General features: G+C 61.7%; 11 protein-coding genes, 1 tRNA gene and 2 rRNA genes (1 of these 14 running past the window's edge). 6 read left to right on the top strand and 8 right to left on the bottom strand.

The window, feature by feature from the left end:
* The 3 genes from B5V02_RS37040 to B5V02_RS37030 form a co-directional block, all read left to right on the top strand.
* Positions 1 to 2,401 (top strand): 23S ribosomal RNA (locus tag B5V02_RS37040) (it extends 405 nt beyond the left edge of the window).
* A gap of 182 nt (positions 2,402 to 2,583) precedes the next feature.
* Positions 2,584 to 2,698 (top strand): 5S ribosomal RNA (rrf, locus tag B5V02_RS37035).
* 240 nt (positions 2,699 to 2,938) lie between these two features.
* Positions 2,939 to 3,015, top strand: a tRNA-Met gene (locus tag B5V02_RS37030).
* Between the two features lie 401 nt (positions 3,016 to 3,416).
* Here B5V02_RS37030 and B5V02_RS37025 read toward each other — a convergent pair.
* On the bottom strand, positions 3,417 to 4,334 hold the full coding sequence (locus tag B5V02_RS37025) for a LysR family transcriptional regulator (protein ID WP_111548881.1): 918 nt from the start codon (positions 4,332 to 4,334) through the stop codon (positions 3,417 to 3,419).
* Between the two features lie 139 nt (positions 4,335 to 4,473).
* Between B5V02_RS37025 and B5V02_RS37020 the strand changes: the two genes are divergently transcribed.
* Together B5V02_RS37020 and B5V02_RS37015 are read left to right on the top strand one after the other, a co-directional pair.
* Complete coding sequence (locus B5V02_RS37020; protein ID WP_111548965.1) at positions 4,474 to 5,112, top strand: DsbA family protein; 639 nt, start codon at positions 4,474 to 4,476, stop codon at positions 5,110 to 5,112.
* 41 nt (positions 5,113 to 5,153) lie between these two features.
* The gene (locus B5V02_RS37015; RefSeq protein WP_111548964.1) at positions 5,154 to 5,765 is read left to right on the top strand and encodes an NAD(P)-dependent oxidoreductase; all 612 of its coding nucleotides are present in this window, start codon (positions 5,154 to 5,156) and stop codon (positions 5,763 to 5,765) included.
* Between the two features lie 12 nt (positions 5,766 to 5,777).
* Here the strand turns inward: B5V02_RS37015 and B5V02_RS37010 are convergent, their stop codons facing one another.
* The 7 genes from B5V02_RS37010 to B5V02_RS36980 all read right to left on the bottom strand — a co-directional run bounded on the left by B5V02_RS37010 (position 5,778) and on the right by B5V02_RS36980 (position 12,606).
* On the bottom strand, positions 5,778 to 6,560 hold the full coding sequence (locus B5V02_RS37010; RefSeq protein ID WP_111548880.1) for a hypothetical protein: 783 nt from the start codon (positions 6,558 to 6,560) through the stop codon (positions 5,778 to 5,780).
* Positions 6,561 to 6,679: 119 nt separating this feature from the next.
* Positions 6,680 to 7,222, bottom strand: coding sequence for an L-2-amino-thiazoline-4-carboxylic acid hydrolase (locus B5V02_RS37005; protein WP_111548879.1), 543 nt, complete (start codon positions 7,220 to 7,222; stop codon positions 6,680 to 6,682).
* 83 nt (positions 7,223 to 7,305) lie between these two features.
* A complete protein-coding gene (locus tag B5V02_RS37000; RefSeq protein WP_111548878.1) occupies positions 7,306 to 8,082 on the bottom strand; it encodes an ABC transporter ATP-binding protein in 777 nt (258 codons plus the stop codon).
* Positions 8,079 to 9,083, bottom strand: coding sequence for an ABC transporter ATP-binding protein (locus tag B5V02_RS36995; protein ID WP_281005060.1), 1,005 nt, complete (start codon positions 9,081 to 9,083; stop codon positions 8,079 to 8,081). Before B5V02_RS36995 ends, B5V02_RS37000 begins: the two co-directional genes overlap by 4 nt.
* Positions 9,080 to 9,910 (bottom strand): ABC transporter permease, encoded by an 831-nt coding sequence (locus tag B5V02_RS36990; RefSeq protein ID WP_111548877.1) that lies wholly within the window; start codon positions 9,908 to 9,910, stop codon positions 9,080 to 9,082. Before B5V02_RS36990 ends, B5V02_RS36995 begins: the two co-directional genes overlap by 4 nt.
* Positions 9,907 to 10,893, bottom strand: coding sequence for an ABC transporter permease (locus B5V02_RS36985; RefSeq protein ID WP_111548876.1), 987 nt, complete (start codon positions 10,891 to 10,893; stop codon positions 9,907 to 9,909). Before B5V02_RS36985 ends, B5V02_RS36990 begins: the two co-directional genes overlap by 4 nt.
* A gap of 102 nt (positions 10,894 to 10,995) precedes the next feature.
* A complete protein-coding gene (locus B5V02_RS36980) occupies positions 10,996 to 12,606 on the bottom strand; it encodes an ABC transporter substrate-binding protein (RefSeq protein WP_111548875.1) in 1,611 nt (536 codons plus the stop codon).
* Positions 12,607 to 12,980: 374 nt separating this feature from the next.
* On the opposite strand from B5V02_RS36980, the gene B5V02_RS36975 reads away from it, so the two are divergent.
* A complete protein-coding gene (locus B5V02_RS36975) occupies positions 12,981 to 14,171 on the top strand; it encodes a M24 family metallopeptidase (protein WP_111548874.1) in 1,191 nt (396 codons plus the stop codon).
* The last annotated feature ends 28 nt before the right edge of the window (positions 14,172 to 14,199 follow it).

Below are 14,199 nucleotides of genomic sequence, written 5' to 3'. Positions count from 1 at the left end.
CGTCCTCGAGTAAGGCGGGACACGTGAAATCCTGTCTGAAATTGGGGGGACCACCCTCCAAGCCTAAGTACTCGTGCATGACCGATAGCGAACTAGTACCGTGAGGGAAAGGTGAAAAGCACCCCGACAAGGGGAGTGAAAGAGTACCTGAAACCGATTGCCTACAAACAGTGGAAGCCCAAGGTTCGTCCTGGGTGACCACGTACCTTTTGTATAATGGGTCAGCGACTTAGTGTGACGAGCAAGCTTAAACCGCTAGGTGTAGGCGCAGCGAAAGCGAGTCTGAATAGGGCGTTCAGTTCGTCGCATTAGACCCGAAACCGAGTGATCTAGCCATGAGCAGGTTGAAGGTAAGGTAACACTTACTGGAGGACCGAACCCATAACTGTTGCAATAGTTCGGGATGACTTGTGGCTAGGGGTGAAAGGCCAATCAAACTCGGAAATAGCTGGTTCTCCGCGAAATCTATTTAGGTAGAGCGTCGACCGAATACCCCAGGGGGTAGAGCACTGGATGGGCTAGGGGTCCTCACCGGATTACCAAACCTAACCAAACTCCGAATACCTGGGAGTACTAGTCGGCAGACACACGGCGGGTGCTAACGTCCGTCGTGAAAAGGGAAACAACCCTGACCTACAGCTAAGGTCCCCAAGTTATGGCTAAGTGGGAAAGGATGTGAGGATCCCAAAACAACCAGGATGTTGGCTTAGAAGCAGCCATCATTTAAAGAAAGCGTAACAGCTCACTGGTCTAAATAAGGGTCTTTGCGCCGAAAATGTAACGGGGCTAAAGCCATACACCGAAGCTTAGGGTTCGTAGCAATACGAGCGGTAGCGGAGCGTTCTGTAAGCTGATGAAGCCATACCCGTGAGGGGTGGTGGAGGTATCAGAAGTGCGAATGCTGACATGAGTAACGTAAGGGGAGTGAGAGACTCCCCCGCCGAAAGACCAAGGGTTCCTGCTTAAAGCTAATCTGAGCAGGGTTAGCCGGCCCCTAAGACGAGGCGGAAACGCGTAGTCGATGGGAACCACGTTAATATTCGTGGGCTTGGAGGTAGTGACGGATCATTGAGGTAGTCCAATCTTATCGGATTGAACGGGCTGCTGCGTGGTTCCAGGAAATAGCTCCTCCTTATAAACCGTACCCGAAACCGACACTGGTGGTCTGGTAGAGTATACCAAGGCGCTTGAGAGAACTATGCTGAAGGAACTCGGCAAATTGCACGCGTAACTTCGGAAGAAGCGTGACCCTTTTCTACGCAAGTAGAGGAGGGTGGCACAGACCAGGGGGTAGCGACTGTTTATCAAAAACACAGGGCTCTGCGAAGTCGCAAGACGACGTATAGGGTCTGACGCCTGCCCGGTGCTGGAAGGTTAAGAGGAGGGGTGCAAGCTCTGAATCGAAGCCCCAGTAAACGGCGGCCGTAACTATAACGGTCCTAAGGTAGCGAAATTCCTTGTCGGGTAAGTTCCGACCTGCACGAATGGCGTAACGACTTCCCCGCTGTCTCCAGCATAGACTCAGTGAAATTGAATTCCCCGTGAAGATGCGGGGTTCCTGCGGTTAGACGGAAAGACCCCGTGCACCTTTACTATAGCTTTACATTGGCATTCGTAGTGGCATGTGTAGGATAGGTGGTAGGCTTTGAAACCTGGGCGCCAGCTCAGGTGGAGCCACCCTTGAAATACCACCCTTATTACTATGGATGTCTAACCGCGGCCCGTTATCCGGGTCCGGGACAATGTATGGTGGGTAGTTTGACTGGGGCGGTCGCCTCCTAAAGAGTAACGGAGGCGCGCGATGGTGGGCTCAGAACGGTCGGAAATCGTTCGCTGAGTGCAATGGCATAAGCCTGCCTGACTGCGAGACTGACAAGTCGAGCAGAGACGAAAGTCGGTCATAGTGATCCGGTGGTCCCGCGTGGAAGGGCCATCGCTCAACGAATAAAAGGTACGCCGGGGATAACAGGCTGATGACCCCCAAGAGTCCATATCGACGGGGTTGTTTGGCACCTCGATGTCGACTCATCGCATCCTGGGGCTGGAGCAGGTCCCAAGGGTATGGCTGTTCGCCATTTAAAGCGGTACGTGAGTTGGGTTCAGAACGTCGTGAGACAGTTCGGTCCCTATCTGCCGTGGGTGTAGGAATATTGAAAGGATCTGTCCCTAGTACGAGAGGACCGGGATGGACGGATCTCTGGTGGACCTGTTGTGGCGCCAGCCGCATAGCAGGGTAGCTATATCCGGACGGGATAACCGCTGAAGGCATCTAAGCGGGAAACCCACCTTAAAACGAGTATTCCCTGAGAACCGTGGAAGACGACCACGTTGATAGGCCGGGTGTGGAAGAGCGGCAACGCTTGAAGCTTACCGGTACTAATAGTTCGATCGGCTTGATCGTTCTCATTCCTTATGCCCATTCCCAGCGCTCACGCATGAGCAGCCCCTACAGGGCCTATGCTCCGCGAGGGCGCCGGAAAACCGGCGACGCGCAGTCGCGCTTGCGGGCTTTGCCCGAAAGCCAATTGCAAAACGTCGCCTTGGCACAAAAAACAGCTTCTCGAACAACGTGCGTTTTGCCGACCTGGTGGTTATGGCGGAGCGGCTGCACCCGATCCCATTCCGAACTCGGCCGTGAAACGCTCCAGCGCTGATGGTACTTCGTCTCAAGACGCGGGAGAGTAGGTCGCTGCCAGGTCTGCTAAACGCACGTTGATCTCACATCCAGTATCGAAAATGATACTGGATGGAGAGGAATCTTCTCTCTACGTCCTTGTTGATACATGTCGTTATCCCAAAACCGCTAAACACTTTTGGGCGACATGCATAAGGCCCGCCAACGGGAGCCCGGGCCGCGAAAGCGGCCCTTTCATTTGGTGAGCCATCTACCTATCTGTAGGCCATCCTATTGTAGGCTTGGGCTTACATCCAAAGGTGACGCGGGGTGGAGCAGCCCGGTAGCTCGTCAGGCTCATAACCTGAAGGTCACAGGTTCAAATCCTGTCCCCGCAACCAAATACAAATACAGCCCGGCTCAGCCCGGGCTGTTTTTGTATCCGGATGACCGTGGCCATGGAACTGAACCCCTCAGGGCCCGCAACGAGGCCAAGCCGACGCCGCGGCACAAAAAAACAAATCCTGTCCCCAAAACCAAATCTTCAAAACACCCGTCAGGCCCCAAGCCGACGGGCGTTTCGATTTAAGGCGCCATGCCCATCGCTCGGCTCGACTCAGCCGCACCCAAACACGCCCAAGCCCACAAGCCGCGACTGAAACGAAGCCCGCCCCCCAAAACCAAACTTCAAGCCGCTTGAGAGCGGCCGGTTTCGCATCAATGTAAGCTTTTACTGACGTTTCTGGCGGCCGAAATAGCCCTTACCTCTTGCAGCGGCTGCAGTCGATCGCCCGTATTGGCGTCACGCCATAGTGCGGCCGCGAGATCGCTTTTTCTCGGCAGCCGCGAGCAATTCGACGAAGGCGCGCACCTTGGCGGGGCGAAATCGGGCTGGCGGAAAGACGGCATGGATGCCGCCGGTGGGCAACCTCCAGTCGGCAAACACCGGCACCAGCCGTCCCTCGGCGATATCGTCGCTGACGCTGTAATCGGGAAATACGCCCAGTCCTATGCCGGCGAGCACGCAGGCATGGGCGGCGGGGCTCTTGTCGCACATGATGATCGGATTGAGTTCGGTCAGCACCGTCTCACCATCCCTGGAAAACAGCCATTGGCCAATGCCGCGCAGCTGGGCATTGCCGACCCAGGCCAGCGATCTGGCCTGGCGCGGGGTCACGTCGGGTGGCAGGCTTGCCGCGAAGGCGGGGCTCGCCACCACGGTCTGCCGTATCGTGCCCAGGCGCCGCGCCTGGTTGGAGGAATCGGTGAGCCAGCCGACGCGGATGCCGAGATCGATCTGCTCGTCCACCAGATTGCTCACCGCGTCGTCGAAGATCGCCTCGACGCGCATATGCGGATAGATCTTCAGATAGGCCGCCATGACCGGGGCCACCATCTTGGTGCCATAGTCGAGCGGCGCGGTCAGCCTCAGCGTTCCGCTCGGCTCGACCGCTCCATGCGAGATTTCGCCATAAGCCGCCTCCGCCTCGCGCAGGATGATCATCGCCCGGTCATAGAAGAGGCGGCCCTCTTCGGTCGGCGTGACGCGCCGCGTCGTGCGTTGCAGCAGCGTTGCGCCCAGTTCTTCCTCGAGCTTGCCGATCTGGTGGCTGACCACGGCCTTGGCGACACCAAGCCGGTCAGCCGCCGCGGTGAACGAGCCGGTTTCCATCACCGTGGTAAAGTAGGCGAGCCGATTGAGGTTCAGAAGTTCGGCCAAGGCGACAGCCTTTGTCTGATTGGATCAGACAGTTTGTATTATTGGGCGCCGTTTATCGCAAGACCGCCGCCTGTCATGGATACGCGAACACATCGGCAGGCCCGGCAGCCGGTATCCCGCACCAAGGATGGCAGCGATCATGAGCAATTCAGAAGTGACCTACCTCTTCGATCCGCTCTGCGGCTGGTGCTATGGCGCCACTCCGATGCTGGACAGGCTGTCGGCCGGAGGCGTGCGCGTCGAGTTGCTGCCGACCGGCCTATTCTCGGGTGCCGGCGCGCGTCCGATGGATGAAGGTTTTGCCGCCCACGCCTGGGCGAACGATCAGCGCATCGAACGGTTGACCGGACAGCCGTTCACGCAGGCCTATCAACACGCTGTCCTCAATGTCCGCGGGACGCTACTGGACTCCCATGCCGCCACCCTCGGCATCAGTGCCGCCGGCCTGGAATATCCGAGCCGCCGGCTGACCGCGCTGAAGGCGATCCAGCGGGCGCGCTATGTCGACGGCCGCGATGTCGTGACCATCGGTGGCGTTGCCGAGGTGCTCGCCGCCGCCGGCATGACGGACGCCGGCGACCTGCTGAAGGCGCCGACTGAAGGGTTGATGACGGCCCACCGCGAACTGGTCGGCCGTGGCCGCGCGCTGTTTCAGCGCCTGCATGCCGATGGCGTGCCTGCTCTGGCGGTCATCCGCAACGATGCGCCCCGGCTCATCGGTTCGAACGCACTGTTCGGCAGCTTCGACAACCTCGTCGCCCACATCGCGGCGGCATGATCCATCCACCAGCAATCTCCAACAAGGAAACGGAAAAAGACATGGCAAAAGTCGCTCTCATAGGCGCATCAGGCGCTGCCGGTTCGCGCCTTCTCAGGGAACTCTCCGATCGTGGCCACTCGGTCACCGGCATTGCCCGTAATCCGGAAAAGATCGCCGCCCTGCCGGGCGTGACAGCCAGGAAGGGCGACGTCTTCGACAAGGAAGGTCTCGCCGACCTGATCCGCGGCCATGATGTGGTGATCAGCGCGGTGCATTTTCTCGACAGCGATGCCGACACGTTGATCGCTGCCGTGCGCGCCTCCGGCGCGAAGCGCTATCTTGTCGTCGGCGGCGCCGGCAGTCTCGAAGTCGCACCCGGCAAGCGGCTGGTCGATACGCCGGAATTCCCGGCGATCTACAAGGCTGAAGCGCAGAGGGGCGCCGACTTCCTGGACAAACTGAAGACGGTCGGCGACCTCGACTGGACGTTCCTGTCGCCATCCGCCGTGTTCAGCCCCGGCGAGCGCACCGGCCAATTCCGCCTCGGCAAGGACACGCTTCTCGCCTCGGACAAGGGCAGCAGCATTTCCTTCGAGGACTACGCCATCGTCATGGTCGACGAGATCGAGAAGCCGGCCCACATTAGACGGCGTTTCACGGTCGGCTATTGATCGAACGAAGGCTCAACCGAGTCCGGCCGATGCCAGGCGCATCAGGGCTTCGTGGACGCCGACACGCCGATAGGACTCTGTGACGAGGCCGTCCTTTCTCAGCGCTTCGCGGCGGCCTTCGACGAAGGCGCGCTGGTCGCCGGTCAGGTCGTGCTCGCGCTTGCGGAGCCATTCCTGGTAAGACGGATCAACCTCCTTGACCGGCTTGGCAGCAGTCGAATCCGAAGCCGGCCGGCTATCGGTGTAGCGAGGCCGCAAGGCGCTGTTGGGATTGTATTCTGTTCGCTTGTCGTTGCCTGAAATGATGAGATCCGGATCCACTACGCGGCCCGACGGGCTGTAGACGAATGCCGAAGCGATGCGGTCGAGTGCCGCATCGACTTCTTTCGGCCGATGCACGACCTCGCGCGGCTGGCGATCGGGAACCGCAAGTCTTGTGATGCCGCGATCATTGATAGCGTCGAGAACCTCACGGTGATCGCGCGAGGTGATGACCTCGCGCCAGGCGGGCCAGAAATCGTACGGCGCATGCGCGCCGTAGCCCTTGCCGATGTGGAAGGCATAGATTTCCGGGTAGACGGTCAACTCGGTCCGGCGGCTCGGCTTGACGTCGTAGAACGAGGTGATGGCGATCTGCAGCAGATGGGTCGCGCCGATGCCGCCAAGCGCATCGTCGATCACCAGACCGAACCGGTCATGCGGGTTCCAGTTCGGCAAGGCCTGCGCGATCGAAGCCGGCCTGCCGTCGATCTCGACGTCGAACATCTCCGCTTTCAGCAATGTCACGACATGCATTGTTGTCTCCCCTCAATGAGGCGCCGTCCACCGATTCATGCACTCGATCAGAGCAAGGAAGGGCCTCACTGTCATCCTGCCAGGCTTCTTTCCAACAGTGTCGGCGTCGCTTATGTCCTTCAGTTCGGTGAGGCGCGTCCAGCATCGTCTGCCTCTTGATCGCAGGCCCTGTTGGTCAGCGCGATATGGCAGCAGCCAGAGCCGTGGCCTGGCGCCCAGGTGACGTTGTCGAAACGCACGCCGGTCGCCTCGAACAGGCCGCGGTCGAAGGCGCCGGCAATGCGGCAGAGCGCGGCAAGTTTTTCGCCGCCGGCACCGGCCTCGACCCAAGCATCCTTGAGCGGACAGCGCTTCACCTTGAAGGCGATGCGGTCATCACTGCGTTCGACTTCGGTCGGATACATGCGGCCGCCGTCCGGACTGACCGCCAGGAAGGCCTCGCCGATCGCGCGTGCGTCGTTGGCGCCGAAGCCGGCGAAGGCGGCCGCGGCCACTTCCTTGCCGCGCTGTTCGATGGCGTGGATCATGATCGCTTCTGCTCTTTCTGCGCCCAGCTCTCCGGTCAGTTCGTCGAGGAACAGACGGTAGAGATCGGCTCGGTTGCGAAAGGCGGAATCGAGTTCGCGCGACAGTTTTTCGGCTCTGGCTTCGGGGTCGGTCATGTTGGGTCCTGGCTTGTTGTTTGACCATGATCTTGTCCGAAAACCGGTTTCCACTTTTTGCTTCGCTGACCTTCGGTTCGGGATCATGGTCTGGTCCTGTTCAACCTCGGCGCTGCCGCCACCAGTGCCTTGCCGATAGCCGATTGCGGCGCGTCGATGACGGCATGGGCATCGCCGCTCTCGGCAAGCTGGCCAGCTTCGAGGAGGACAACGCGGTGGGCGATCGCCCGGACGACGCCGAGATCATGTGAAATGAAGAGATAGGCGATCTGTTCCTGGCGTTGCAGGTCGAGCAGCAATTCAAGGATCTGCCCACGCACCGAGACGTCGAGCGCCGACACCGCTTCGTCGAGCACGATCAGCGACGGTTTTGTCGCGATGGCGCGAGCAATGGCGACGCGCTGCCGCTGGCCGCCAGAGATTTCGTGGATGGCACGCGGGGCGAGATCAGTCGTCAGCCCGACGCGCTCCAGCAAGGCGGCGATGCGGCGCGGGCGTTCGGCGCGGGAGGCGATGCCATGGATGCGCAAGGGATCGTCGAGCATGCGCGCCACCGTGGCGCGCGGGTTGAAGGCGGCCAGCGGATCCTGGAACACCATCTGCAGGCGGGCGCGGCGCGCTCGCAACGCGGCGCCACCCAAAGCCAGGAAATCATTGCCTTCGAATTCGATACGGCCAGCATCCGATTCGATCAGCCGCAGCACCAGCCGCGCGATCGTCGATTTGCCGCTGCCGGAGGGCCCGGCCAGGGCCAACGTCTCGCCGGGGTCGATGTGAAAGGAGACATCGTCGACGGCGGCGATGGTCTTGCCGCCGCGACGGTAGCGTTTGGTGAGGTTGGAAATCGTGAGCAAGCTCATGCGTTGAGCCCGGCTCGGCTCAGCAGCGGCGCGGCGTCGAGGCCGATATGGGCGTCGAGCAGCGTGCGCGTATAGGCTTGGGTTGGCGCGCCGACGATCTGTGCCGTCGTGCCGAGCTCGAGCAGTTCACCATGACGGAACACGGCAATGCGTTCGGCAAGCTCGGCCGCCAGCGCGATGTCGTGGCTGATGAACAGCAGCGTCATGCCATCCTCAGCCACCAGCCGCCGGATCAAGGCGACGATCTCGGCCTGCACGATGGTGTCGAGCGCGCTGGTCGCCTCGTCGGCGATCAGCAGTTTCGGACTCGCCGCAATGGCGGCGGCGATCGCCACGCGCTGCTTCTGGCCGCCGGAAAGCTGATGCGGGAAGGACTGTAGGGCCGAGTCTGGGTCTGGCAGGCGCACACGTTCGAGCAAGCTTTTTGCCTTCGCGTACGCCTGCGGCCATGTCAGGCCGAGATGCGTGCGCGCCACTTCGGCAATCTGTTTGCCGACTGCCATCACCGGATCGAGGCTGGCGGACGGATCCTGGAAGACGAAGCCGATGTCGCGGCCACCGAGGGGTTTATAGTCTCTAGCAATGGTGGATGGTTGGCGATCCTTCGCGCCCCCCTCTGTCCTGCCGGACATCTCCCCCTCTAGGGGGGAGATTGCGCCCTCATTTCTGGTTTCGCCAATCGCCGAGGATGCAATTGGAGAGCCGGCGGTGGAGCTGCCGATCTCCCCCCTTGAGGGGGAGATGTCCGGTAGGACAGAAGGGGGTGACTTGGCACCAGACGATGGCAAGAACCAGTCAATGCGGCCTTCAATTCTGGCAGACCGCGGCAACAGCCCGGCAATCGCCAATGCCAGCGTGCTCTTGCCCGAACCGCTTTCGCCGATGATGGCCAGGCGTTCACCAGCGACGATATCGAGATTGATGCGTCTCAGCGCCGCCACTTCATTGCCATCGCGGCGGTAGGTCACCGTCAGGTCGCGGAGCGAAGCCAGCGCGGTCACGACAGGCCTCTTCTTACGGCTGTCGTTTCGACGATGCCTTCGCCGGCGAGATAGACGCCCAGTACCGTCAGCACCAGTGCGATCCCCGGGACGATCGACAGGAAGGGCGCGGTGCGTAGCACGGCGCGGCCTTCGGCGATCATGCCGCCCCAGGTGACGCGGTTGGGATCGCCCAGGCCAAGGAAGGACAAGGCTGCTTCGGTGAGGATCGCGGCTGCGACGATCACCGAGGACATCGCCAGCACCGGCGGCAGGGCGTTGGGCAGCACCTCGCGAAAGGCGATCGCCAGCGGATGCATGCCGATGGCGCGGGCGCTGGCAACATAATCGCGTTCGCGAATGGAGAGGACTTCGGCGCGCGCGACACGCGCTGGGCCGGTCCAGGTGCCGAGCGCGATGGCAATCACGACGATGCCGAGCGATGGTCCGACGACGCTGACGAAGGCCAGCGCCAGCAGGAAGCTCGGCACGGTCTGGAAGGCGTCGGTGATGCGCATCAGCACCTCGTCGACGAGGCCACCGGCAAAACCAGCCAGTGTGCCAACGACAGAGCCGACGGCGAGTGCTGCCGCCGCTGCCGCGAGCCCGACGGCCAGCGAGGTGCGGGCGCCGTGGAACAGCTCGGCCAGCACGTCACGGCCGAGCCGGTCGGTGCCGAGCGGCAGCGACCAGTCCTGAAACGGCGGCAGCAGCGCTGGTCCGGCGATGGCTTGCGGGTCGCCGGGAAACAGCAGCGACGCCGACAGCGCCATGGCAATCAGCGCCGTCAGGAGGATCGTACCTGCAACCGCCTCGGGCGTGCTCAGAAAGCGGCGGACGGGACTCATGCGCCGGCCTCGCCGGCACCGACGCGCGGATCGAGAAAGGCATAGGCGATGTCGACGAGCAGGTTGATGACGATGACCAGGACGGCACTGGTGAGAATAATCCCGAGCAGCAATGGGGTGTCCCGCGCGGCCACCGCTTCCTGCGCCAGCCTGCCGAGCCCTGGAACGGAAAAGACGCTCTCGATGACGACACTGCCGCCGAGCATTTGCGCCGATTGCAGGCCGAGCATGGTGACCAGCGGCAGCAGTGCATTGCGGGCGACGTGGGCGAGCACGATGCGACGACGCGACAATCCCTTGGCGCGGGCGGCCAGGACAAAATCCTGCCGCCAGACCTCGGCCATGCCGGCGCGCATCATGCGCAGATAGAGCGCCAGATAGATGAAGCCGAGGGCAGAAACCGGCAAGACGAGGTGAATGGCGATGTCGGTGGCGCGGTCGAGGCCGGTCTTGTCCGAAGCCAGGGTTTCGATGCCGCCGATCGGCAACCAGCGCAGGTCAACGGCAAAGACCACGATCAGCACCAGGCCGAGCCAAAAACCCGGCACGGCATAGAGCGCCAGCGAGCCTATCGACAGGAAGCGGTCGCGGACGCTGCCGGGTCTGGCACCGGCGTAGATGCCGAGTGCCGAGCCCAGACCGAAGGAGAGTGCGGTGGCACTGACCATCAACAGCAGCGTGTTGGGCAACCGCTCGAGGATCACGTCGCGGATCGGCCGGGAGAACGTTACCGATTGGCCGAGATCGAGATGCAGCAGCGCCCAGAGATAGTTGGCCAGCCGCGTCAGCTCTGACTGGTCGAGGCCCCAGCGGTGGCGCAAGAGTTCGATCATGCCGGCGTCGCCGCCGGTCGAGACGATATAGGCGTCGACCGCGTCGCCGGGCGCTGCTTCGAGCAGCAGGAAGGTGCCGATTACGACGATCAGCAGCACGAAGATGCTGCCGACGAGACGACGACGGAGGAGGATGAGGGCGCGGGTCATGGCGGCCTCGATGGCCGAGCGTTGAGGTGATCAGGAGGTGGGACGGAACTCAGCCTTGACCAAATTTCCCTGCTGATTTCGCCGCGAATGTTCATCCGCGTGTCACGATTCCAAATAGGTGTCCGCCCAGTTCGACACCGCCCAGCGCGGGTTGTTGGCGATGTTACCGACCGTGTCACGGGCGACGCTGATGAAGCTCCATTCGGCGACGTTGATCAGCGGCAGGTCGGCGGCCACCTGTTTCTGGAATTCCTTGTAGAGGTCGGTGCGGGCAGCGGTGTCGAGCGTCTCTGAGGCCTTGGCGATGAGGGCATCGAGCGCGTCGTTCTTGTAGCCGCCCTGGTTGGAGAACGGCACGCCGCCGGGAATGCCGCTCTGCACCAGGATGGTGGTCGAGATCGCCGGGTCGCCTCGGAACACCGGCGGGCCGACGGCGAGGTCGAAGGCGTGATCGGTGTAGACGGCCTTGATGTGCGCGGCCGAGTCGTTGTTGACCAGCTGGGCGTCGATGCCGATGGCGGCGAGCGCCTGGCGCAGATAGTCGCCGAACTGCTTGGTCTCGTTGAAATAGGGCGCTGGCAAAAGCTTCAGCGAGAAGCGGTTGCCGTCGGCGCCTTTCTTGTAGCCGGCCTCGTCGAGCAACGCGTTGGCCTTGGCGACGTCCAAGGCATAGGTCGGCACGTCGGCGGTGTAGAATTGCGGGTCGTTCTTGGGCACCGGACCGGTGGCGGTGGCGGCATAGCCGAGGAACACCGTCTTGACGACGAAATCCTTGTCGATGGCATGCGCGATCGCCTGGCGCACCTTGAGGTCGGCCAGCTCCTTGCGGCGGTGGTTGATCTCGACGACGAGTTGATAGGTCAGCCCCTCATAGCCCTTGGAGATCACCTTGAGGCCCGGCACCTTGGAGATGCGGTCGAGATCGGCCAGCGGCACGGCGGAAAAGGCCGCGAGCTGGATCTCCTCGGCTTCCAGTGCGCTTGCGGCCGACGTGCGGTCGGGCAGCACCTGATAGATGATTTCGTCGAGATAGGGCTCGTCCTTGCCCCAGTAATCCGTGTTCTTCGTCAGCCGGTAATATTGGCCGGCCTTGTATTCGCCGAACTTGAACGGCCCGGTGCCGATGGGCGCGTTGTTGGCCGGATTGTCCTCGATCTTGCCCACCTCGTAGATGTGCTTCGGCACCACGCTGCTCAGTGCCGGCAGCGCGTTGCGGATCAGCTGGAACGGGGTCGGCTTGGCGAATTTGAACACGGCGGTGAGATCATCCGGCGTATCGACGGCGGCGAGGTCCTTGAACACGGTGCGGCCGAGATTCTGCAGCGGCTTCCAGATCTGCAGCGCCGAGAAGGCGACATCGGCAGAGGTGAACGGCTTGCCGTCATGCCATTTGACGCCATCGCGCAGTTTGAACGTCACGGAGAGCCCGTCGGCAGCGCCTTCCCAGCTAACGGCCAGCCGTGGCGCAAGCCCGTCCTTGCCATCGAAGGAGGCTTCGGCCAGTGTTTCGACGATCTTGCTGGAGATGAAGAAGACGCCGTTGGAGGCGACGATCGCCGGGTTGAGGTTGCGCGGCTCCGAATCGGCGGCAAGCACCAGGCGCCCACCCTTCTTCGGCGTCTGCGCCCAGCCGAGTGTCGGCATGGCCGTGGAGGCCAGCAGCATTGCCGAGCCGGCAAGCATCGTGCGTCTGGAAATCGTGAAACCTGACATGATCGAACTCCGTCCTCTCCGCGACCCGGCCGGTGCGCCAACACCCCTCGAACGCCGGTGAGCCCGCCAGCATCCTTGCGGTGGCGATTATGAGCCTTGCCGAGGGTTTCGCCAGAGACGGAATTGGCGCATCCTCGCTTGGCTTTGAAATTTTCGTCCGCTGGACCAGTTTAGAGGAAGCGGTTCAATCCGGTCGACTCTGGTAGGACCAGATCAGCGGGAGATGTGACGAATGACGACTTGGTGACCGTATAGCGGGGCTATTTCGCGTATTTCTGGCTAGACCAGAGTGAGCAAAATGGTGCAGATTTGATCCACAGCCAAGGGATCGGGAGCAAATAGCCGGCGATCTCAGGCAATTCAGGGAGAGAGAGATGAACATTGCTCCGGGCAAGAGTGCCGTCAGCAATATCCCGTTCGACCAGGCAAGGGTCGACCGGCTGATGGAGGAGGCCGGCATCGATGTGCTGCTCGCGACCTCCAAGCACAACACGCAGTATCTGCTTGGAGGCTACAAATTCATCTTCTTTGCCGCCATGGATGCGATCGGTCACAGCCGCTATCTGCCTGTCGTCATCTATGAGAAGGGCGGACCGGACCATGCCGCCTATATCGGCAACCGCATGGAAGGCGCCGAGCACCAGAACAACCCGTTCTGGACACCGACGCTGCACGCCGCCTGCTGGGGCACACTCGATGCCGCCAATCTTGCCGTCGAGCATTTGCAGAAGATTGGCAAGTCGGACGCCCGCATCGGCATCGAGCCGAGCTTCCTGCCGTCGGACGCCTACACGCTGATCCGCAAGGCGCTGCCGGACGCCAAACTGATCGATGCGACAGCCATGCTGGAGAGCATGCGTGCCATCAAGACCGATGCCGAGTTGGAGAAGCTGCGCACGGCTTCCGAACTGATCACCGATTCCATGCTGGCGACCATTGCCTGGGCAGGCGAAGGCACGACCAAGACCGAGATCATCGAGCAGCTTCGGCGCGAGGAAACCAATCGCGGCGCGCATTTCGAATATTGCCTGCTGACGCTGGGCTCCAGCCACAACCGCGCCGCCTCACCGCAAGCATGGAAGAAGGGCGAGGTGCTGTCGATCGATTCCGGCGGCAACTATCACGGCTATATCGGTGACCTCTGCAGGATGGGCATTCTGGGCGAACCGGATGCCGAACTCGAAGACCTGCTGGCCGAGGTCGAGACGGTGCAGCAGGCGGCATTCTCCAAGGTCAAGGCGGGCACGCTGGGCGGCGACATGATTTCCCATGCCGAGGGCGTGCTGAAGGCGTCGAAGGTCGCGGCCTATACGGATTTCTTCGCCCACGGCATGGGGCTGATCACGCATGAAACGCCGTTCCTGATGACCAACCATCCGGTGACCTATGAGGGCACTTATGCGGCCAAGCCGCTGGAAAAAAACATGGTGCTGTCGGTCGAGACGACGATGCTGCACCCGACGCGGGGCTTCATCAAGCTGGAGGATACGGTTGCCGTGACTGACACTGGCTATATGATGTTCGGCGACCGGGGCCGGGGGTGGAATAGAGGTGGGGCGTCATAGATGCTGGTTTGACCGTCTGAGCAATCGC

This window comes from Mesorhizobium kowhaii (genome assembly GCF_003253745.1).
GTDB classification, from domain to species: domain Bacteria; phylum Pseudomonadota; class Alphaproteobacteria; order Rhizobiales; family Rhizobiaceae; genus Mesorhizobium; species Mesorhizobium kowhaii.
The sequence above is the reverse complement of the archived record's forward strand: the minus strand, read 5'-3'. Positions and strand labels throughout refer to the sequence as shown.